Source organism: Plantibacter sp. T3, assembly GCF_902506515.1.
GTDB classification, from domain to species: domain Bacteria; phylum Actinomycetota; class Actinomycetes; order Actinomycetales; family Microbacteriaceae; genus Plantibacter; species Plantibacter auratus.
Window position 1 is genome coordinate 3,574,433 of the sequence record NZ_LR733286.1, and the last position, 19,750, is coordinate 3,594,182.

Annotated in this window: 20 protein-coding genes; 10 read left to right on the plus strand and 10 right to left on the minus strand. The window is 71.0% G+C overall.

Going from position 1 to position 19,750, the window contains the following annotated elements; translation table 11 throughout:
* Positions 1 to 405: 405 nt before the first annotated feature.
* Complete coding sequence (locus GV015_RS16870; RefSeq protein WP_159879510.1) at positions 406 to 732, plus strand: GIY-YIG nuclease family protein; 327 nt, start codon at positions 406 to 408, stop codon at positions 730 to 732.
* A gap of 888 nt (positions 733 to 1,620) precedes the next feature.
* On the opposite strand, the gene GV015_RS16875 is transcribed toward GV015_RS16870, so the two are convergent.
* Together GV015_RS16875 and GV015_RS16880 are read right to left on the minus strand one after the other, a co-directional pair.
* Positions 1,621 to 2,799, minus strand: a complete 1,179-nt coding sequence (locus GV015_RS16875; protein WP_124769758.1) for a Gfo/Idh/MocA family protein — start codon at positions 2,797 to 2,799, stop codon at positions 1,621 to 1,623.
* A complete protein-coding gene (locus GV015_RS16880; protein ID WP_159879511.1) occupies positions 2,796 to 3,638 on the minus strand; it encodes a class I fructose-bisphosphate aldolase in 843 nt (280 codons plus the stop codon). Before GV015_RS16880 ends, GV015_RS16875 begins: the two co-directional genes overlap by 4 nt.
* Before the next feature lie 125 nt (positions 3,639 to 3,763).
* On the opposite strand from GV015_RS16880, the gene GV015_RS16885 reads away from it, so the two are divergent.
* A complete protein-coding gene (locus tag GV015_RS16885; protein WP_159879512.1) occupies positions 3,764 to 4,840 on the plus strand; it encodes a carbohydrate kinase family protein in 1,077 nt (358 codons plus the stop codon).
* Positions 4,841 to 4,865: 25 nt separating this feature from the next.
* On the plus strand, positions 4,866 to 5,888 hold the full coding sequence (locus GV015_RS16890; RefSeq protein WP_159879513.1) for a LacI family DNA-binding transcriptional regulator: 1,023 nt from the start codon (positions 4,866 to 4,868) through the stop codon (positions 5,886 to 5,888).
* 451 nt (positions 5,889 to 6,339) lie between these two features.
* Here the strand turns inward: GV015_RS16890 and GV015_RS16895 are convergent, their stop codons facing one another.
* From GV015_RS16895 to GV015_RS16905, 3 genes are all read right to left on the minus strand, one after another.
* On the minus strand, positions 6,340 to 8,112 hold the full coding sequence (locus tag GV015_RS16895; protein WP_159879514.1) for a glycoside hydrolase family 3 protein: 1,773 nt from the start codon (positions 8,110 to 8,112) through the stop codon (positions 6,340 to 6,342).
* 136 nt (positions 8,113 to 8,248) lie between these two features.
* Positions 8,249 to 9,202, minus strand: coding sequence for an alpha/beta hydrolase fold domain-containing protein (locus GV015_RS16900; protein WP_159879515.1), 954 nt, complete (start codon positions 9,200 to 9,202; stop codon positions 8,249 to 8,251).
* A gap of 40 nt (positions 9,203 to 9,242) precedes the next feature.
* Positions 9,243 to 9,608, minus strand: coding sequence for a MerR family transcriptional regulator (locus tag GV015_RS16905; RefSeq protein ID WP_159879516.1), 366 nt, complete (start codon positions 9,606 to 9,608; stop codon positions 9,243 to 9,245).
* Between the two features lie 121 nt (positions 9,609 to 9,729).
* Here GV015_RS16905 and GV015_RS16910 point away from each other — a divergent pair, with 121 nt between their 5' ends.
* From GV015_RS16910 to GV015_RS16930, 5 genes are read left to right on the plus strand one after another with little or no spacing between them, the layout of a single operon-like run.
* A complete protein-coding gene (locus GV015_RS16910; RefSeq protein ID WP_159879517.1) occupies positions 9,730 to 10,926 on the plus strand; it encodes an MFS transporter in 1,197 nt (398 codons plus the stop codon).
* Between the two features lie 50 nt (positions 10,927 to 10,976).
* Complete coding sequence (locus tag GV015_RS16915; RefSeq protein ID WP_159879518.1) at positions 10,977 to 11,828, plus strand: siderophore-interacting protein; 852 nt, start codon at positions 10,977 to 10,979, stop codon at positions 11,826 to 11,828.
* A 56-nt stretch (positions 11,829 to 11,884) separates the two neighbouring features.
* Positions 11,885 to 12,820 carry an iron-siderophore ABC transporter substrate-binding protein gene (locus tag GV015_RS16920; protein WP_159879520.1) on the plus strand — a complete coding sequence of 312 codons (936 nt, stop codon included), beginning with the start codon at positions 11,885 to 11,887 and terminating at the stop codon, positions 12,818 to 12,820.
* The gene (locus GV015_RS16925) at positions 12,817 to 13,872 is read left to right on the plus strand and encodes an iron ABC transporter permease (protein ID WP_236555516.1); all 1,056 of its coding nucleotides are present in this window, start codon (positions 12,817 to 12,819) and stop codon (positions 13,870 to 13,872) included. The genes GV015_RS16920 and GV015_RS16925 overlap by 4 nt, the downstream gene beginning before the upstream one ends.
* Positions 13,869 to 14,897, plus strand: a complete 1,029-nt coding sequence (locus GV015_RS16930; protein WP_236555517.1) for an iron chelate uptake ABC transporter family permease subunit — start codon at positions 13,869 to 13,871, stop codon at positions 14,895 to 14,897. Before GV015_RS16925 ends, GV015_RS16930 begins: the two co-directional genes overlap by 4 nt.
* 18 nt (positions 14,898 to 14,915) lie before the next feature.
* Here the strand turns inward: GV015_RS16930 and GV015_RS16935 are convergent, their stop codons facing one another.
* From GV015_RS16935 to GV015_RS16950, 4 genes are all read right to left on the minus strand, one after another.
* Entirely contained in the window at positions 14,916 to 15,155 is a 240-nt protein-coding gene (locus tag GV015_RS16935) for a helix-turn-helix transcriptional regulator (protein WP_159879522.1), read from the minus strand.
* Positions 15,155 to 15,805 carry a DUF2975 domain-containing protein gene (locus GV015_RS16940; protein WP_159879524.1) on the minus strand — a complete coding sequence of 217 codons (651 nt, stop codon included), beginning with the start codon at positions 15,803 to 15,805 and terminating at the stop codon, positions 15,155 to 15,157. The genes GV015_RS16935 and GV015_RS16940 overlap by 1 nt, the downstream gene beginning before the upstream one ends.
* Before the next feature lie 100 nt (positions 15,806 to 15,905).
* Positions 15,906 to 16,238 carry a biopolymer transporter Tol gene (locus GV015_RS16945; protein WP_201299405.1) on the minus strand — a complete coding sequence of 111 codons (333 nt, stop codon included), beginning with the start codon at positions 16,236 to 16,238 and terminating at the stop codon, positions 15,906 to 15,908.
* 81 nt (positions 16,239 to 16,319) lie between these two features.
* A complete protein-coding gene (locus tag GV015_RS16950; RefSeq protein ID WP_079706962.1) occupies positions 16,320 to 16,628 on the minus strand; it encodes a hypothetical protein in 309 nt (102 codons plus the stop codon).
* Positions 16,629 to 16,911: 283 nt separating this feature from the next.
* On the opposite strand from GV015_RS16950, the gene GV015_RS16955 reads away from it, so the two are divergent.
* Complete coding sequence (locus GV015_RS16955; protein WP_064294726.1) at positions 16,912 to 17,397, plus strand: pyridoxamine 5'-phosphate oxidase family protein; 486 nt, start codon at positions 16,912 to 16,914, stop codon at positions 17,395 to 17,397.
* Positions 17,398 to 17,418: 21 nt separating this feature from the next.
* Here GV015_RS16955 and GV015_RS16960 read toward each other — a convergent pair whose 3' ends face one another.
* The gene (locus GV015_RS16960; protein ID WP_159879526.1) at positions 17,419 to 18,831 is read right to left on the minus strand and encodes a PLP-dependent aminotransferase family protein; all 1,413 of its coding nucleotides are present in this window, start codon (positions 18,829 to 18,831) and stop codon (positions 17,419 to 17,421) included.
* Here GV015_RS16960 and GV015_RS16965 point away from each other — a divergent pair.
* The gene (locus tag GV015_RS16965) at positions 18,830 to 19,744 is read left to right on the plus strand and encodes a DMT family transporter (protein WP_159879528.1); all 915 of its coding nucleotides are present in this window, start codon (positions 18,830 to 18,832) and stop codon (positions 19,742 to 19,744) included. The two genes, GV015_RS16960 and GV015_RS16965, sit on opposite strands and share 2 nt — an antisense overlap.
* The last annotated feature ends 6 nt before the right edge of the window (positions 19,745 to 19,750 follow it).

Genomic DNA, 19,750 nt, shown 5'->3' on the forward strand with positions numbered 1-19,750 from the left:
CCCACCCTTCGACAAGCTCAGGGACCGAACGGTTGGGCTGGCAAAGGACCGGCTGAGTGAGCGGACAGGGACCAACCATTCAGAAACGACCGACTCCGACCCCGGTCCCTGAGCCTGTCGAAGGGGACACGAACAGACCCCGCCCTTCGACAAGCTCAGGGACCGAACGGTTGCGCCGGCAAAGACGGAACGGACGGGCGAACAAAACGATCGACTCCAACCCCGGCCGCTGAGCCTGTCGAAGGGCACACGAACAGACCCCACCCCTTCGACAGGCTCAGGGACCGATCGGGCGAAGCGGCAGGGTCGAGCGACGGTCCTCCACAACTCCCCCGTGATCCGAGAGCGTCCACCGTCGGACGTCAGCGCAGACCGACAGGATCGAGGTCCTGCGAGGCTTCCCGGATGCCCCACGTCTACATCCTCAAATGCGCCGACGGATCCTTCTACACCGGCAGCACCATCGACCTCGCTCGACGAATCTCCGAGCACATGGACGGCCTCGGAGCGACCTACACCCGCGAGCGACTGCCCGTCACACTCGTCTGGTCGGCCGAGTACGACCGCGTGGACGACGCATTCTTCATCGAGAAACGTCTTCAGGGGTGGAGCCGGGCGAAGAAGCAGGCCGTGATCGACGGGCGGTTCGACGATCTCCCGCGTCTCAGCTGCTCGCGGATCACCGCATGGCGCGATCCAGAACCCGGAACGGACCCGATGGCCGGTCCCTGAGCCTGTCGAAGGGCACACGAACAGAGCCCACCCTTCGACAAGCTCAGGGACCGAACGGTTGGGCTGGCAAGGACCGGCTGGGTGAGCGGACAGGGACCGACCGTTCAGACACGACCGACTCCGACCCCGGTCCCTGAGCCTGTCGAAGGGCACACGGACAGAGCCCACCCTTCGACAAGCTCAGGGACCGATCAGTTGGGCTGGCAAAGGACCGGCTGAGTGAGCGGACAGGGACCGACCGTTCAGACACGACCGACTCCGACCCCGGTCCCTGAGCCTGTCGAAGGGCACACGGACAGAACCCACCCTTCGACAAGCTCAGGGACCGAACGGTTGGGCTGGCAAGGACCGGCTGAGTGAGCGGACAGGGACCGACCGTTCAGACACGACCGACTCCGACCCCGGTCCCTGAGCCTGTCGAAGGGCACACGGACAGAACCCACCCTTCGACAAGCTCAGGGACCGAACGGTTGGGCTGGCAAAGGACCGGCTGAGTGAGCGGACAGGGACCAACCATTCAGAAACGACCGACTCCGACCCCGGTCCCTGAGCCTGTCGAAGGGCACACGAACAGACCCCACCCTTCGACAAGCTCAGGGACCGAACGGTTGGGCTGGCAAAGGACCGGCTGAGTGAGCGGACAGGGACCGACCGTTCAGACACGACCGACTCCGACCCCGGTCCCTGAGCCTGTCGAAGGGCACACGGACAGAGCCCGCCCTTCGACAAGCTCAGGGACCGATCGGTTGGGCTGGCAGGGACCGATTCGTTGCGCTGGCAGGGACAGGACAGGTGAGCGGACAGGGAGCGCCCTTCGACAAGCTCAGGGGCCGGCCCGCGCGCTCCCGGCTGGGAGACGGCCGGGTGGCCTCCCAGCCGATGCGCACGTCACAGCGCGATCGCGCGACCCTCCTCGTGGGAGCGGATCGCCGCTCGGTAGATGTCGTGGGTGAGCGCCGCCTCCTCGGGGCGCGCCGCCCCGAACCGGTCGCCGAGGGAGCCGTGCCGCTCGGCGAGGAACACGGCCCACATCTGGAGGATCGTGTCGGAGAACCCGGACTCGAAGTTCGGGCCGGTCACCGTCGGCCAGACCGACTGGCTGCCTGCGTCGAGCTGCTGCCACACCTGCTCCCGACCGCCACCCGGGATGTCCCGCACCGCGAACACCTCGACGAGCTTCGGGTTCTTCGTGCTGAACCGGACCCCGCCGTCGAGACCGATCGCCTCGAACTCCCACGTGTTCTTCTGCCCGGGATCGATGCGCTTCGTCTCGGTCGTGAGCGGGAACCGGACACCGTCGTGGGTCGCCCAGCTGTGCAGCACCGCGTTGTCCCAGGTGTCGCACGGCACGAGCGAACCGTCGGGACCGGGACGCTCGGTGACGATGTTCTGCAGCACCCCGTACACGCTCTCGGGTGCCCAGCCGAGCCGCAGCGGCACGTGCCAGGTGTGCATCCCGAGGTCGTTCATCACACCGGCCTCACCGCAGAACTGCGTCTGGCGCTTCCAGTTGATCTGCTTGCCCCGATCGATGTCGCTCGAGTGCAGGAAACTGTTGCGCGCCTCGACGATCGTGCCGAGCGCTCCGGACCGCACGTAGTCGATCGCCAGCTGCGCTCCCGGGAAGAACGGCATCTCACTCGAACACCGGACGAAGCTCTCCGGGTGCTCGGCCATCGCCGCGAGGACGGACTGTGCGGCCGCCGCATCGATCCCGAACGGCTTCTCCGCCAGCAGGCCCTTCCCGGCTCGGATGACGTCGGTGTAGATCTGCTCGTGGAGGTCGTGACGCACGGCCACGTAGACGACGTCCACCGACGGGTCGGCGAGCAGCTCGTGGTAGTCCGTGGTCTTCGTGACGACGGTGTCGATCTCGTCGAACCAGTCGAGCGCCGCCGGATTGATGTCGCAGACGGCCGTCAGTCGCGGTCGCACCGGGTGGTCGATGAGTGCCGGCCAGCGCTGGATGGCCGCGGCGATCTCGCGCCCCATGAGTCCACCGCCGATGATCGCGACGTTGACGCGCTCCGCCGTCGCCCGGTCGGCCGTCACCTGGTCGGCGCTCATGCGCGAGCCGCCTCGAGGATCGCGAGGCCGGCATCGGCGTCGGCCCCGTCGTGCAGCACCGCCATGAGTGCCGCGGTGATGGCGGCCGGGTGCCCGTGCTGGATGATATTGCGGCCGTAGACGATGCCGCTGACCCCCGCGTCGAGGACGGCGACCGTGCGCTCCAGCAGGGTCCGGTCGTCGACGCGACCGCCGCCACGGACGAGGACGGGGATGTCTCCGGCGACCTGCACGACCCGCGCGTACTCGGAGATGTCGCTGCTCGGGTCGGCTTTGATGAGGTCAGCCCCGAGTTCGACCGCCTGGCGCACGAGGGTGACGATCTTCTCGATGTCGCCGTCGACCTGGTACCCGCCGGCCGTCGTGTTGTCCTGCATGACGAGCGGCTCGATCATGAGCGGCATCCCGTACCGGGTCGCTTCGCGGCGCAGGGCCATGATCGAGCGGATGTTCGCCTCGCGGACCTCGGGGTGGTCGGGGATCTGCATGAGGTTGACGCACACGGCGACGGCGTCGAGCCGGACGGCCTCCTCGATCGCGTGCGGCACGTGGTGGCTGTAGAGGATCGAGTCGAGCGGGTTGCCGTAGACGTTCGCGACGTCCGTCCGCAGGACGAGCGCCGGCTTGTCCTTGCCGGGGACCTGCTGCAGGAGACGGGCCTGGCCGAGGGTCAGCTGGACGGCGTCCGGGCCCGCGGCGACGAGGGTGCGGACGACCTCGCCCATGTCCTCGATGCCGGTGATGAACGAACGCTCGCCGAAGAACCCGTGGTCGACGGCGACGTCGAGCGCGCGACCTGATCGGGCGTTGAAGAGACGATTGAGGCGGTACAGCGACATTGCGGCGGCTCCTGATCGTGACGGGGAGGGTTTCCGAATCGTCCCTCGGTGTGTCACAGTAGTGGCCTGAGACAACGTTGTCTAGCTTGCGTCGGGTCACCCCCGGGGCGAAGAACGGAGGGTCCATGGGCGAGATCGTCGTCGCCGGCCACATCTGCGTCGACCTGTCGCCAGGGCTGAGCGCGAACGCACGCATCGATCCGGGCGCCCTCATCGACACCGGCCCGCTCCGCATCTCCCTCGGCGGCTGCGTCGCGAACACCGGCCTCGCCCTCGCCGATCTCGGGAGCACGGTCCGCCTGCACGCGACCGTCGGCGACGACGAGCTCGGCGCGATCGTCGCGTCACGCATCGCCGCGCACGACCGGCTGCACCCGGCGCTCGAGGTCACCGACCGGGCCGCGACCTCCTACAGCGTCGTCGTCGAGCCCGTCGGCCTCGACCGGACCTTCTGGCACCACACCGGTGCCAACGAGGTGTTCACCGGCGAGCACCTGGCCGTCGGCGACGCGGACCTCGTCCACCTCGGCTATCCCCCGCTGCTCCCCGGGATCGTCGCCGACGATGCGGCGCCCCTCGCGAAGCTGCTCGAACGGATCCACCGACACGGCGCGACCACCTCGATGGACCTCGCCGTCGTCGACCCCACGAGCGCCGTCGGCCATCTGGACTGGGAGGCGATCCTCCGGCGCACCCTGCCGCTGACCGACATCGTGAGTCCGAGCGTCGACGACCTGCGTTCGGCCCTCGGCACGCTCCGCCTCCCGGCCGGGACCAGCGCATCGCCCCTGGCCCAAGCGGCGGCGTTCGCGGACCTCCTGCTCGCCTGGGGTGCCGGCGTCGTGGCGATCTCGGCCGGCGAGGACGGGCTACTCCTCCGGGCCGCCGGTGTCGACCGCCTGCGCCTGGGCGGACGGATGCTCGCACCGCTCGCCGAGGCCTGGGCCGACGTCGACCTCGTCGCGCCGCCCGTCCCCGCACCCACGTTCGTGTCGACCAACGGCGCCGGGGACGCCTCGACCGCCGGCCTGCTCTTCGCGATGTCACGCGGTGCCGCACCGGCGGAAGCCGCCGAAGTCGCGGGCGCGAGTGCCGCTGCGACGATCGCGGGACGCCGTCCGACGGCGGCCGAGATCACCCGACTGCGACCCGGGCTCAGCAGGCTCTTCGCGGTCGCGGGGGCGGACGAGCCGATCGCGTGATCTCGCATACGCCAGGATGGTGAGCATGCGCAGCTCCCGACCCCCGACCATGAACGACGTCGCCGCGGCGGCCGGGGTGGGGCTGAAGACGGTGTCGCGGTACGTGAACGGCGCGACGAACATCAACCAGGAACTGTCGGAACGGATCGGCGCGGCGATCGAGGCCCTCGGCTACCGGCACAACCTGGCGGCCGCGAGCATCCGGCCCGGGCGGTCCAGCAAGGTCATCGGGCTGATCATCAGCGACCTGGCGAACCCCTACTACTCCGTGTTGGCACGCTCGGTGGAGCGCGTGTGCACCGAACACGGCTACCTGCTGATGTCCGCGAGCTCCGAGGAGGACGCCGACCGACACCGACTCCTCGTCGACCGGCTGGTCGCGCAGCGCGTGGACGGCCTCGTCGTCGTGCCACCACGGCAGGCGACCGCGGCCTGGGCGACGAGCACGGTCGTGCACGTCCCGATGGTGCTCGTCGACCGACCGACCGGGCCGCTCGAGTCGGTCGAGGTGCACACGGTGCTCGCCGACAACGCGGGCGGGGCGACCCGCGCGACCGCGGCCATGCTCGCCGCGGGCGCACGACGGGTCGCGTTCCTCGGCGACTCACTCGAGCTGTACACGATGCGCGAGCGACTGGCCGGCTACCACCGGGCGCTGGCTGAGGCCGATCTCGGCGGCGCGACGGGGACGGGGCCGATCGAGCCGATCGTCTCCGACGGCGCACACTCCGTCGAGGACGCTGCGGCGGTCGTGGCGGGGTTCCTGGCGTCGGGCGAGGTCGACGCCGTGTTCGCCGCGAACAACCGGGCCGCGATCGGGGCCATGCAGGCGTTCGCGACGGCGGGCCGACGGCTGCCGCTCGTCGGGTTCGACGACTTCGAGGCGGCACCGCTCGTGACGCCGGCGGTGTCGGTGGTGGCGCAGGACGTGGCGCTCATGGGCCGGGTCGCGGCGGAGACCCTCCTGGCGCTCATCGCCGGCGAGGCGGGCCCGCCCGTGACCCACACGCTGGACGTGCGTCTGGAGCTGCGCGGCTCCGAGCGCTGACGCCCTTCGACAAGCTCAGGGACCGGGAGAGGTGCTCCGGGACCGGAGGGGCATTCACGGACCGGGGGAAGCGAACCCCGAGTACGAAGCAACCGCGCACGGAGAACCGCTCCCTGAGCCTGTCGAAGGGCACACGAGAAGACGCCGCCCTTCGACAAGCTCAGGGACCGGGACAAGTGCTCCGGGACCGGAAGAGGTGCACCCGGACCGCCCTTCGACAAGCTCAGGGACCGGGAGAGGTGCTCCGGGACCGGAGGGGCATTCACGGACCGGGGGAAGCGACCTCGAGCACGAAGAAACCGCGCACGGAGAACCGCTCCCTGAGCCTGTCGAAGGGCACACGAGAAGACGCCGCCCTTCGACAAGCTCAGGGACCGGGACAAGTGCTCCGGGACGGGGAGAGGTGCACCTGGACCGCCCTTCGACAAGCTCAGGGACCGGGGACGGGCGCTCAGCGACCAGCGGGGTACGTGAGGCCGTGGCCGAAACGGAAGAGCGGGTCCTCGGTGTCGTAGGGGACGTCGGACCGACTCGCCTCGACGGCCGCCATCGAGCGCGGCAGGTCGAACGGCAGCTGGCCCTCCGGCAGCGCCCGACCGAAGACGACGTCGAGGAACGCCGCATCACTGCCGCCGAAGCTCGCGACGAGCGCCGCGACCGCGTCCACCACCCCGGTGAGGATCGCCGGTCGGTCGAGGTGCATGTCGAGCACGGTCGGCACCGTCAGCGCGAGCACGCGCAACCGCTCGACCTCGTCGGCCGGGATGTCGAGGGAGCCTGCGTGGAACATGGCCTCGAAGCCGCCGGGCCGCGGTTCGTACGGCGTCTGCATGCGCACGAGGGCGACGTCCGCCGAAGCCGGATCCGCGACGACCTCGCCGTACGCGCCCGCGACCTCGGGATCGACGCCCTCGAGGTACAACCGCGGACGCGGCGAGCGCACCGGCAGCGTCTCCTCCACGTTCGTCAGGACGGTGAACGCGCGGCGCTGTGCGGCCTCGCCGGCGGCGACGAAGTCCGCGCGGCCGACGATCCCACTCGCGGCGCCCGCGTCGACGTACGGCTGCTCGAAGAGCCCGAGCACGAACTTTTCGCGCAGGAGTCGGCGCACCGAGGCGTCGACACGGTCCTCGGTGATGCGCCCCTGCTCGACGAGCTCGACGACGAGCTCGGGTCGGGCCTCGCCACCGAACTGGTCGCAACCGGCCTGCAGGATGCGTTCGACCCGCGACAGCTCGTCGAGGTGCTCCAGGCCCCAGGCGCGCGCGGGCATGTCCTGCCCCATGATCGACGTGTCGGTGACGAGTCCCCAGTCGGTGCAGACGACGCCTGCGAAGCCGAGTTCCTCGCGGAGGAGCCCGGTGATGATCCCGTGGTTGAAGGCGAACGCGACCTCCTCGTGTTCGGTCCCGACGGGCATCCCGTAGTACGGCATCATCTGCGCGGCTCCGGCGGCGATCGCGGCTCGGAACGGGATGAGGTGGTAGTCGAAGTTGTCGCCGGGGTACACCTGTTCGCGTCCGTAGGCGAAGTGCGGGTCCTCCCCGTCGAGCTGGGGCCCACCGCCAGGGAAGTGCTTCGTCATCGTGGAGACCGACTGCGGCCCGAGTTCGGCACCCTGGAACCCTCGGATGTAGCCGGCGACGAGTTCGGCACTGAGCTCGGCGTCCTCACCGAACGTGCCACCGATGCGCGACCAGCGCGGCTCGGTCGCGAGGTCGACCTGCGGGTGGAGCGCCAGCCGGATCCCGACGGCGAGGTACTCCTGCCGCGCGGTGTCGGCGAACGCCTCGACGAGGTCGACCGATCCGATCGCCGCGAGGCCGAGCGTCTCGGGCCACTGCGAGAAGGCGCCCGCGCGGGCCGCCGTCCCCACGTTGTCGGTGAAGTGGTTGCGCGGGTCGGTCGACAGTGTGACCGGGATGCCGAGTCGCGTGCGCGACGCGCGCTCCTGCAGGGCGTTGGTCCACTCGGCGAGCGCCGTCGTGTCGGGCGCGGTGCCGAGGACGTTGAAGTGGGACATGAGCTGCTCGCCGATCATGTGCTCGCCACTCGCGAGTCCCATGTGCGGGTTCGCCTCGTCGATGGGCCCCGGGGCGATCATCGTCTGGAAGAGCATGCCGGCCTTCTCTGCGACGGTCATCCGTCCGAGGAGGTCCTCCACCCGGTCCTCCACCGGCAGGCTCGCGTCGCGGTAGGGCAGCGCCGGTTCATGCTCGCTCATGGGTGGTCCGTTTCTCGTCAGTGAGTGGGGCGGCGTCGGGATCACCCGGGCTCGGGCGAGCCGGAAGCGAAAACCGAACTCCGTTCGGGAACGGAGCGTGACTCCAGTATGCCCGCTGACGAGGATCACGCAAGACTCAGTCGGCGTGATTCCCCATGGCGCGCAGCCCGTCGGCCAGCCAGTCCAGCGACGGGGAGACGCCTGGCGCGACCGGATGGCGATTGAGGTGGCCATGGAGGACGCCTGGCTCGAGCCGACTGCGGACGGGAGCACCGGCGGCCTCCGACGCCGCGATGAGCAGCTCCCCCGACGGCCGGAGGTCGTCGAACTCCGAGAGCAGGACCGACAGCGGCGGGCGGTCCGGGGTCACGGGGACGATTCCCGGCAGCGCGAGCTCGGGCACGTCCTCCAGCCGACCGACGTAGTTCCCGACCATCCAGTCGATCGACTCGGTCGGGAACCGCATGAAGTCCGGGAGGACCGCCATCTCGGCCAGGACGTCCGCGGGCAGGGCTGGCACGACGGCGTGCAGGAACGGGTAGGCCAGCAGCACGGCGTCCGCACGTCGATCGCTGCGGAGTGACGCGGCGAGCGCGAGGGCCGCTCCGGCGCTGGCCCCACCGATGGCCGTCCGCGCACCGGGAACGGCCGACCGCTCGTCGTCGAGCTGCTCCCAGACCGCGAGCACGTCGTCGAGCGGCACCGGGTATCGCGTCGTGCCGTCCGCCAGTCGGTAGTCGACGGAGACGACCTCGGCACCAGCTCGCGCCGCCAGTTCGGCGCTCACGACGTGCGCCTCCGGCCAGTCGAGCGTCCCCGCCGCGAAGCCGCCGCCGTGCACCCAGAGGAGGGCGACACCACTGGGGTCGGCCGGGACGTAGCGTCGGATCGGGACCGTGCCGTGCGGACCGTCGACGACCTCGTCGGTGATCACCACGTCGCTCGGTGGGCTCCACGGCCCGTCGTCACCGTATGCGATGAGTCGTTCCTGGAACTCCTCGTCGAGGGTCCCACCGGCGGCAGCGCGATCGGCGTTCGAGAACCCGTCGAAGAGGCTCAGGCGGTCGCGGTAGTACGGATCGAGTGACATGCGCCGAGCCTACCCAGCAGACTCGCCCGACTCAGCCGACTCAGACCACGATGCCGCCGACGCGGTGGAGGTAGACGTCGATGGCGTCCCGGCTCTCCTGGATGCAGCCGAGCTTCGCATCCAGTCGCTCGCGATGCTCGAGCAACCGCTCCAGCACCTCCGCCGAGGGCGTCACCTGGTAGATCGTGTCGTCGTCCTCGAAGCAGGGCAGGACCTGGAGGATGAGCGCGGTCGGCATGCCGACGGCGATCAGCTCGCGGATGCGCTGCACCTTCGCGACGAGGTGCTCCCCGTACTCGCGGTACCCGTTCGGGCAGCGGGTCGGGCGCAGCAACCCCTGTTCCTCGTAGTACCGGAGCAGCCGCGGCGTGCTCCCGGTGGCCGCCGCCAGTTCGCCGATGCGCATGCAAGACCCCTTCGACCGAGTTGTGTCCTCTTGGAGCAGCCGTCGGTGCCGGGCGGATATTCCCGGCGCACCCTCGTCGACTTGACCCTGCCACCAGTGGCAGGCCGGGAGACTCACCGACATGACCACCGACAGTTTGCGCACGGCACGATCCACGCCCCCTCCTGCCACCCGAACCCGCTCTCCCCTCCCGACCGCGCTGCTCCTCGCCGCCGTCGGATTCGTGACACTCCTCACCGAGGTGCTCCCGGCCGGGGTCCTCCCCGCGATGGCCGCCGACCTGGGCGTCTCGGAGTCGATCGCAGGCCAGAGCGTCGCCGTCTTCGCACTCGGTTGCATCGTCGCGGCGATCCCGCTCAGCCGTGCGCTCGCGAAGCTCGACCGCCGGACGGTCGTACTGCTCGCCCTGATCGTCTCGGCGCTCGCCAACGCCGGCACGGCCGTCGCGCCCGAGCTGCTCACGCATCTCGCGACCCGGTTCGTCGCGGGGCTCGTGGCCGGCGTCGTCTGGGCGATGCTCCCGGGGTACACGCGCGGGTTCACCACCCCTGAGCGGTTCGGCTCCACGCTCGGCGTCGTGCTGTCCGGTGCCACACTCGGCTTCGCACTCGGCGTCCCGGCCGGCGCGGTCCTCGGTGAGGAGTTCGGTTGGCGAGCGGTGTTCGGGATCGTCGCCGCCACCACCGCGCTCCTCGGCGTGCTCGCGGTCGTCGTCGCTCCTCGCGTGGCAGGCAGCGCCCGCGGGCGTTCGACGCGCATGGGTGCGGCGCTCCGCATCCCCGCGGTCGTGACGATCCTCGTCGCCCTCGCCGTCTGCATCATCGGCCAGAACATCGCGTACACCTACCTCGCACCGGTCCTGTCCTCCCGCGGGACGCCCGTGCCGCTCGGGGTGCTCCTCGCAACCTTCGGTGTGGCGTCGGTCGTCGGCACGCTCGGCGCTGGACGGCTGGCGAACCTGCGCCTCGGGATGACCATCCTCACGGCCGCTCTCCTCGGGACCGTCGGCCTCGCCGTCGTGGCCTGGGATCCGCCGGTCGTCGTCCTCCTCACCGCCGCGGCAGGCTGGGGGCTCGCTTTCGGCGCCTACTCCGTGCTCTTCCAGGTGGCGATCGCCCGGGTCGCCGGGAACGCTGCTGACGCAGCCCAGTCGGCGCTCGTCACGGTGTGGAACTGCTCGATCGCCACCGGCGGGGCGGTCGGCGGGATCATCCTCGGCACCTGGGGCCCGGCCCTGCTCCTCCCGGCCGCCGCCGCGCTGACCGTCGTCGCCATCCCCCTCTGCGCCGTGATCGCACGCGCCATCCGCCGCGGGTGAACGACGGAGGACCCGGCACGCCAGCGCCTGATCCTCCTAGACTCGATGCGATGCCCGTCCCGTTCCTCCACTCGCCGAACATCCTGTTCGACACGGTCGTGGACCGCACGGAACGGCTGTCCCCCGGCTTCCTCCGCCTCACCCTCACCGGTGCCTCGCTCGCCGACTTCGCCCCGTACGAGCGGGACCAGCGGATCAAGATCCTGCTGCCGGGAGACGACGGCGCGTACCCGGAAGGACTCCACGACGGCCTGCCGGAGTACGCGTGGCGGAGGGCCTGGCGCGCACTCCCACCGGCGGACCGTCCGGTGATGCGCAGCTACACGGCCCATCGCGTCAGGCCGGCGCAGCAGGAGGTCGACCTCGACGTGTTCATCCACGAGCCGGCCGGCCCGGCCAGTCGATGGGCGCTCGGCGCGCGGGTGGGCGACCGGCTGCTCGTCTCGGGTCCGGACGTCCGTCGCGGAGACCCGACACACGGCGTCCAGTGGGCGCCCGGCACTGCGACGACCGTGCTCATCGCCGCCGACGAGACGGCCTTCCCCGCCGTCCACGGGATCCTGCGCTCTCTCGACGACCACGTCCGCGCCCACGTCCTCCTCGAGCTCGGCGACCCCGCCGACACCGCCCTGCTCGGGCCGCTGCTCGAGCGCCACACGGTCGACGTCCATGAACGGGCCGGGCAGGCGGGCGGTGAGGCGCTCGTCGCCGGCGTCGAACAGTGGCTCCGGACACACGGGTCGTCGGCGGCGACTCTGGGCACCGGCTTCGCCGCCTGGCTGGTGACCGAGAGCACCCGGATCCCCCTCCTGCGCGCTGCGACGACCGACCACGGGATCGACCCGGAGCGCGTCCACGGGCAGGGCTACTGGAACGCCCGCCCCAGAGCCACACCCGAATGAAGGTTATGCTTGCCTTACTCGGTCGCATCCGCCGCGACCCGTTCGAAAGGTGATCCGTGCCCCTCCTCCTCGCCGATCGTCGACGTCTCGTCGCCGTCGCCGCCCTCTCCATCGCCGCCCTCGGCCTCTCAGCCTGCAGCAGCTCGAGCGCCTCGACCCCCTCGGACACCGCGACGAGCGCGACGCACGTCATGGAGCACGCCCACGGCGAGACCAGCATCCCCGACGCACCCAAGCGGGTCGTCGTCCTCGAACCGGTGCAGCTCGACACGACCGTCGCGCTCGGCATCACCCCGGTGGGCGCAGCGGTGCTGAACGAGACCGCCGGCGTCCCCGCCTACCTCGGTGAGCAGGCCGCCGACATCCCCACCGTCGGGACCGTGGCGGAGCCGAACGTGCAGCTGATCGCCGCCGCGAAGCCCGACCTCATCATCGGCACCGAATCACGGCACTCCGCCCTGTACGACCAGTTGTCCGAGATCGCGCCGACCGTGTTCATGGCGACGCAGACCGACCCCTGGCGCGACAACGTGCAGTTCGTCGCCGAAGCACTCGGTGACCCGGACGGCGCGGACGAACTCCTCGACGCCTACGACGCACGCTGCGCGGAGATCGCCGAGGAGCACGACACCGCCGGGAAGACGGCACAGCTGATCCGCCCCCGCGACGGTGTCCTGACCCTCTACGGCCCGACCTCCTTCGCCGGCAGCACCCTCGAGTGCGCCGGGTTCACGACGCCCGAACACGCCTGGGAGGACATCTCCCTCGACCTCTCCCCCGAGCGCGTGCTTGAAGCGAAGGCCGACCAGGTCTTCGTGACGAGCGTCGATCCCGACGACACCTCGACGCTGCCCGCCTCCCTCACCGCAAACACCGACGCCTTCCCCGAGCTGCACCTCGTCGACCAGTCCTTCTGGATCACCGGCGTCGGCCCCCTCGGCGGCATGGCCGTCCTCGACGACCTCGACCGGCTGCTCTCCGACGGGTCGTGACGAAGCCGACCGCGATCCTGAACGTCAGCGACACCTCGGTGGGACGGCGGGCGCCGCGGCGACACCGCCCGCTCATCCCACTGCTCGCGGGCGTCGCGGCGCTCGCGGTCGCCGTCCTCCTGTCGCTGTTCGTCGGCGCGAACCCGATCGCTCCGGATGACGTCCGTGCGGCGCTCCTCGGCACGGGCTCGGACGAGGCGAACTTCGTCGTGTGGGATCAGCGGGTGCCGCGCACGGTCGCGGCGCTGGCCGTCGGTGCGGCCCTCGGCGTCGCTGGCGCGCTCATGCAGGCGTTCACCCGGAATCCGCTCGCCGACCCCGGCATCCTCGGCGTCAACGCCGGGGCAGGCTTCGCGGTCGCCGTCGGCCTGGCGTTCCTCGGTGTCCGAGCGCCGGGCGACATCGCCTGGCTCGCCTGCGGTGGGGCGCTCGTCGTCACCCTCGTCGTGTACGCGATCGGTTCCGGCGGGCGTGAGCAGTCCTCCACCGCCCGCCTCACCGTCACGGGTGTCGCGTTCGGTGCCGTACTCGCCGGGCTGACGACGGGGATCGCCATCACCCACCCCGACGCGTTCGACCGGATGCGCGGCTGGAACGCCGGCAGCCTGCTCGAACGCGACCTCGGTGTCGTCGTGCCGGTCCTCCCCTTCCTCGCCGTGGGGCTCGTCCTGGCCGCGGCGAGCGCGCGGAGCCTGAACGCGATCGCCCTCGGCCCGGACGTCGCCAGAGCACAGGGCGTCAGCGTCACGCGCAGCCGCATCCTGGTGCTCGCCGCGGTGACCCTGCTCGCCGGCGGCGCCACCGCGATCGCCGGGCCGATCGCCTTCGTCGGCCTCGTCGTGCCCCACCTCGTGCGCTGGTCGGTCGGCAGTGATCAGCGCCGCATCCTCGGGGGTTCGGTCCTCGTCGGCTGCGTCCTCGTGCTGGGCTCCGACGTCGTCGGACGGATCGCGGTGCTCCCAGGTGAGATGCCCGTCGGGCTCGTGACCGCGTTCGTCGGGGCGCCCGTCCTCATCGCGCTCGCCCGACGCAGAACGGCCTCGGGACTGTGAGCACGACACGGGAACAGGTGACCGCCGGTCCGATCACCGGGCGCCGACCGGCACGACGAGCCCTTTTCGTCTGCGCCGCCGCACTCCTGGCGATCGTCGTCGCGGGGATCGCCGGTCTCGCGCTCGGCGACTACCCGCTGACCACCGACGAGGTGATCGGCGTCCTCACCGGACGCGTCGACGGCCTGGCCCGCACGGTCGTGCTGGACTGGCGACTGCCCCGCGTGCTCGCGGCGATCGGCTTCGGCGCAGCGCTCGGTGTCTCGGGAGCGATCTTCCAGACGCTCACCCGGAATCCGCTCGCGAGCCCCGACATCATCGGCCTCGCGAACGGTTCGTTCACCGGGATGCTCGTCGCGCTCCTCCTCCTCGGCGGCAGCTGGCCGGCGTTGATGGCCGGGTCGCTGCTCGGCGGTCTGGCTGCCGCGGTCGCGATCTTCATCCTGGCCCTCCGCCAGGGCTTGTCGGGCTTCCGGTTCATCGTCGTGGGCATCGGCGTCTCGGCCATGCTCGCCGCGTTCAACAGTTGGCTGTTGCTCCGGGCCGACCTCGACGTCGCGCTCTTCGCGGCGGCCTGGGGCGCGGGGACGCTCAACACCGCGACCGCGACCGTCGTCTGGCCGGCACTCGCGTGCCTCGTGGTGCTCTTCGCGGTCCTGCCGTTCGCCGCCCGCGCGCTCCGCCAGCTCGAACTCGGTGACGACGTGGCTGCCGCGACCGGGGTGCGCCTCACCCGTGAACGCGCCATCCTCATCGGCCTCGCGGTCGCGCTGGTGAGCGCGGTGACCGCGGTCGCCGGCCCGATCGCGTTCATCGCCCTGGCCGCTCCGCAGATCGCCCGCCGGCTGACCCGCTCGCCGGGCATCCCGCTGGTCGCGACGGGGCTCGTCGGCGGCGTCCTGCTCCTCGCATCCGACCTCGTGGCCCAGCACCTGATCCCGCTGACGGTCCCGGTCGGCGTCGTCACGGTGGTCGTCGGCGGGCTGTACCTCACGCAGTTGCTGCTCCGGGAACGCCGGCGCTGACGGTCGGTACCGGACCACTCAGCGGGCGTCGTCGAGCTCCAGCAGTTCGCCGACCGTGCAGTCGAGCACCCGGCAGATCGCCGTCAGCGTCGAGAACCGGATCGCCTTCGCGCGGTCGTTCTTCAGCACCGACAGGTTCACCACGCTCACCCCGACGAGCTCGCTGAGCCGGGCGAGGGTGAGACCACGGTCGGCGAGCAACCGGTCGAGGTTGCAGTGCACGCCGGTCGCGATGTCCTCCTCGGGCGCCGGCACCATCAGACGAGCCCCTCGGTGTCGGCGCGCAGTCGCTCACCGGCGCGGAACGCGATCGCGAGGCCGCCGACCGCCATGGCGACGAAGAACGGGATCCAGGTGAGCGGGTAGGGGGTTCCTTCGACGGCGCCGTCGGTCGCGGCCGCGAGCGCGCCGTTGGACGCCATCGTGCCGAACCAGGTGTCCGCGATCCACCCGCAGAGGATGGCGATGGAGGCGATCGAGAGCAGCCGTGCGTTCCCGGGCGCGAAGGCATCGCCACGCAGCAGGCGGCGGAAGAAGCGGAACGCGCAGACGATGACCACGAGGTTCGCGATCGCCGGCAGGATCGCGGCGAGCAGCACGCACACGAAGGTCACCACGGGGAGGTCGGCCACGACGACCGAACCCTGGTCGATCGTGAAGGCGCCGGCTCCTGCCGCACCCGGCAGGACTGCGTCGACGGCGTCGAAGAACACGGGCACCCGGGTCCCGTCGGTGCCGAAGACGTCGAGCAGCCGGAGGACGAGCGTGACGACGACAGCCCCTGCCGCGACGACGGCGGCACCGAGCACGGACACGAGGTCGTTGCGGTTGGAGCGCTCGGTCTTCGCAGCCTGCCAGGCCGCGTGGTCGAAGGCGGACGGCGTCGGGCGATCGGTGGACTCGGTCATGATCATCACATCCATATCGATTGTCGTTGGTATCGATAAACGATATGCCAAGACCGATCAGAACGCAAGAGGGGGCGGAGAGCACGTCCACCCGACCGGATCATCCGGGCGGCGACTCGTCGAGCGCCTCGAGCTCACGCAGCGCCGCCTCGGCGCGCTCGAGTCGATCAACCGCCGGCTCCTCCCACCACTTCGGGCCGCGTTCACCGAGCCCGTGCTTGGCGAGGCCGACGCGACGGCGGGCAGCAGCGACCGCTTTGTCGTCACCCGCCCGCTTCGCGACGCCGACGCCGGAGCGCCCGCGGCCGAGATGGGACTGCAGGGACGCGACGAGCTCCGACGGCAGACTCGGATCCGTCCGGCGCCAGCGCCTGCCGTTCACGACGAACCAGTGCTCGTCCGCCACCGGCCCGTCGTCCGATCGCGGCGTCACGGGTGCCTCCCGGAGACGACGCAGGGCCCGGCCCACCGCGAATGCGGACGAGACCGGACCCTGGAGGTCATGACGACGCGATCAGCCGTTCTTGACGGCGTCGAGCACGCCCGCCCAGCCGAAGGCGGAGATGGCGTCGGCGAAGGTCGAGTCGCCTCGTCCCTCGCCGATCTGCTTGCCCGAGGCGTCGCGGACGACGACCGTGTGGTCCTTCTCGGCCTCGGTGCCGTTGCCCTCCTCGATGAAGTCGATGTGGATCTCGCTGTCGCCGAGGGTGCCGGTGACCGTGGTCGTGGCGTCCTTCTCGGTGGTCTTCGTCGTGAGGAACGGACCGCCGCCAAGTGCCGCGAGCGCCTCGTTGATCTGGTTCGTGAGCGATGAGGTGTTCATGTGTCTCTCCCTACGGTGGTGAAGAGTCCAGGGTAGTGAGCGGACCCGGGAACGGCGGGAGCATGGCGCTCGCGCACGAGATGTGCGATGGGGCGACTGGAGACGTCGACTGGAGTCGGCGACCGGACACGACGACCGGAGTCGCCGCAGGAGCAGAAGATCCGCCTCGCGTCAACGGTCGGCACCATCCAGGTGCGGTCGGAGCCGCGAGTCGTAGGCTGCGAGCCACGCAGACCGGCACCCCGACACCGACGGGCCGGTCGACGAGACGAAGGAGACCCCCATGGCCGGAGACACCGACCCCTACACGACCCTCAACAAGCTGCTCGCGGACTTCCGCTTCGCGATGCTCACCACGGTGGACCTCGACGGCAAGCTCGTCGCCCACCCGCTCACCGTCCAGGAGCGCGAGTTCGACGGCGACCTATGGTTCATCGTCGGCAAGGACGCCTCCGCCGTCCAGCAGCTCGACGTCAACCCGAACGCAGGCGTCACGCTGAGCTCGGACAGCTCATGGGTGTCGCTCGCCGGCACCGCCGAGCTCGTCGAGGACCACGCCAAGCTGGAAGAGCTCTGGAACAGCGTCGTCGAGGCCTGGTTCCCGGACGGCCCCTCCGACCCGCGCGTCGGTCTGCTGAAGTTCTCGGCCGACAGCGCCGAGTACTGGGACAGCCCCGGCGGCAAGATCGCGACCGCCGTCGCGTTCGTGAAGTCGAAGGTCACCGGCGAGACCTACGACGGCGGCGACAACGCGAAGCTCGACCTGTAACGAACGGTCGCCTGGACACCGTCAGGCGCGTTCGTCCGCCAGGACACCGCCGAGGATGCGGGCCGCCTCATCGAAGCGACCCGCGTCCTCGCCGGAGTAGTTGACCCGGAGGTAGGACCCCGCGGGCTCCGCCGGGAACCACTCGGTGCCGTCGGAGACGATGAGCCCACGGCTCTCGCAGGTGCGGACCACGCGCGGCACATCGGTGCCTTCCGGGAGCCGCAGCCACAGGTTCAGTCCACCGAGCGGCAGCCGCTCGAGGTGCGCCGTCGGGGCGTGCTCGCGCAGGCTCGCGACGAGCAGGTCCCGCCGGGCCCGGAGGAGCGGTCGCAGACCACGGAGGTGCGACCGCCACCCGGGCTGGGTGACCACGTCGAGGGCTGCGGCCTGCAGGACCCCACTGATGTACATTGACTCGGCAGCCAGGTCGGCCAGGATCCGGTCGTGGGCGGGCCCCCGCGCGATGACGGCGGCGACCCGGAGCGCCGGCGAGACGCTCTTGGTCAGCGACCGCAGGTAGATGACGTGTCCGTCGTCGTCGAGCGCGGCGAGCGGCCGGGCATCGACGTCGATCGCGAGGTCGTGCGCCCAGTCGTCCTCGATGAGGAACGCGCCGTGCCGCCGGACGGTCTCGAGGATCGCGACCCCCGTCTCCGGCGACCAGCGGCCGCCGGTCGGATTCGCGAAGGTCGGCTGTGCGTAGAACGCCCGCGCACCGGTGTCCTGGAACGCGCGCTCCACGACGTCCGGGTCCGGTCCGTCCGGGCCGGTCGGCACGGGGACCAGCGTCACGCCCGCCTGCTCGGCCGCGAGGATCGCACCCCAGTAGCTCGGCGACTCGATGAGCATGGGTTGCCCCGGGCCGACGAGCGCCCGGAAGATCGAGCTGAGTCCGCTCTGGCTGCCGGAGATCACGATGACGTCCCGCGCGGTCGGCGGCGTGACCCCGGGCGGTGCGGCTGCCGCGAGGTCGGCTGCGAACCACGCCTGGAGCTCCGGCGAGCCGGCCGCCGGTGATCGGGTCATCGCCGCGTCGGTGCGGGCGGCACGCGCGAGCGCGGCGCGGACCAGCCGTTCAGGCAACAGTTCTCGGGCGGGGTATCCGGAGTGCATCGCGATCGCGGCGGGTGCGACCGACCGTTGCGCCGAGGAGAGCGCGCCAGAGCGCCACGGCAGCGCGCCGAGCGCAGCGGTCTGCCAGCCGTAGTCCACCGACCGCGCCGGACGAGCCGCCCGCACGAAGGTGCCGACGCCCGGCCGACTCTCGATGAGTCCTCGCCCGGCGAGCTGGCGCATCGCGTTCTGCACGGTGACGGGGCTCGCTGCGAACTCGGCGGTCAACGCCCGATTGGAGGGCACGCGTGCACCCGGAGGTGCCGCTGCGATCCAAGCGGTCATGGCGGCGACGATCCGCCCGGTGCTATCGTTGTCCATGAGTCCAAAGAGTAGCGTTATCGATGCGCCGGCGCGAGTGTTATCCCGCAACGGGCTCGGCTGGGGCTTCCTCGGCGTCCTGGCGTTCTCGTTCACGGTCCCCGTCACGAAGGTCGCACTCGTCGGGCTCTCGCCGCTCTTCATCGGTTCCGGGCGCGCGGTCGTCGCAGCCCTGCTCGCCGCGATCACGCTCGCCACCCTGCGAGCGCGGCGACCGACCGGCATGCAGTGGGCGCGCGTCGCGATCGTCGCCGGCGGTGTCGTCGTCGGATTCCCGCTCCTGACCTCCTTCGCGCTGACCACCGCTCCCGCCGGTCACAGCGCCGTGGTGATCGGCCTCCTCCCGGCGGCGACGGCGGTCGCCGCCGTCCTCCGGGGCGGCGAGCGCCCGACGCGTCGCTTCTGGATCTTCGCCGGCTCGGGCGCGGTCGCGGCGATGGTCTTCGCCTCGGTGCAGCACGGCGGCCTCGCGCCGATGGCCTGGTCGGACCTCCTCCTGCTCGGTGCCGTCGTCGCGGCCGCCGTCGGCTACGCGGAGGGCGGACTGCTCGCCCGGGAGCTGGGCTCCTGGCAGACGATCTCCTGGGCGCTCGTCGTGGCAGCACCACTCATGGTCGCCCTCACGGCGCTGTCGGTCGTCCAGCAGCCGCCGACCGCAGCCATCGGCAGCTGGCTGGCGTTCGGCTACCTCGGCGTCGTGAGCATGTTCCTCGGCTTCTTCGCCTGGTATCGCGGACTCGCGATCGGCCCGATCGCCCGGGTCAGCCAGATCCAACTCGTCCAGCCGGTGCTGAGCATCGCCTGGGCGGCCCTCATCCTCCGCGAGCGACTCGACTGGGCCACCGTGCTCGGCGGGCTCGCGGTCATCCTGTGCGCCGGCCTCGCCGTCCGCACCCGTCTCGACCGGAAGTGACCCCAC

Excerpts from the sequence above, each read along its gene's own strand:
- GV015_RS16890 (WP_159879513.1), top strand. The coding sequence starts at position 4,866 with ATGCGCAGCTCCCGACCCCCGACCATGAACGACGTCGCCGCGGCGGCC.
- GV015_RS16950 (WP_079706962.1), bottom strand. The coding sequence starts at position 16,628 with ATGAACACCTCATCGCTCACGAACCAGATCAACGAGGCGCTCGCGGCA.
- GV015_RS16910 (WP_159879517.1), top strand. The coding sequence starts at position 9,730 with ATGACCACCGACAGTTTGCGCACGGCACGATCCACGCCCCCTCCTGCC.
- GV015_RS16940 (WP_159879524.1), bottom strand. The coding sequence starts at position 15,805 with ATGACCGAGTCCACCGATCGCCCGACGCCGTCCGCCTTCGACCACGCG.
- GV015_RS16905 (WP_159879516.1), bottom strand. The coding sequence starts at position 9,608 with ATGCGCATCGGCGAACTGGCGGCGGCCACCGGGAGCACGCCGCGGCTG.
- GV015_RS16880 (WP_159879511.1), bottom strand. The coding sequence starts at position 3,638 with ATGTCGCTGTACCGCCTCAATCGTCTCTTCAACGCCCGATCAGGTCGC.
- GV015_RS16915 (WP_159879518.1), top strand. The coding sequence starts at position 10,977 with ATGCCCGTCCCGTTCCTCCACTCGCCGAACATCCTGTTCGACACGGTC.
- GV015_RS16875 (WP_124769758.1), bottom strand. The coding sequence starts at position 2,799 with ATGAGCGCCGACCAGGTGACGGCCGACCGGGCGACGGCGGAGCGCGTC.
- GV015_RS16870 (WP_159879510.1), top strand. The coding sequence starts at position 406 with ATGCCCCACGTCTACATCCTCAAATGCGCCGACGGATCCTTCTACACC.
- GV015_RS16935 (WP_159879522.1), bottom strand. The coding sequence starts at position 15,155 with ATGGTGCCGGCGCCCGAGGAGGACATCGCGACCGGCGTGCACTGCAAC.
- GV015_RS16895 (WP_159879514.1), bottom strand. The coding sequence starts at position 8,112 with ATGAGCGAGCATGAACCGGCGCTGCCCTACCGCGACGCGAGCCTGCCG.
- GV015_RS16955 (WP_064294726.1), top strand. The coding sequence starts at position 16,912 with ATGGCCGGAGACACCGACCCCTACACGACCCTCAACAAGCTGCTCGCG.
- GV015_RS16960 (WP_159879526.1), bottom strand. The coding sequence starts at position 18,831 with ATGGACAACGATAGCACCGGGCGGATCGTCGCCGCCATGACCGCTTGG.
- GV015_RS16965 (WP_159879528.1), top strand. The coding sequence starts at position 18,830 with ATGAGTCCAAAGAGTAGCGTTATCGATGCGCCGGCGCGAGTGTTATCC.
- GV015_RS16885 (WP_159879512.1), top strand. The coding sequence starts at position 3,764 with ATGGGCGAGATCGTCGTCGCCGGCCACATCTGCGTCGACCTGTCGCCA.
- GV015_RS16900 (WP_159879515.1), bottom strand. The coding sequence starts at position 9,202 with ATGTCACTCGATCCGTACTACCGCGACCGCCTGAGCCTCTTCGACGGG.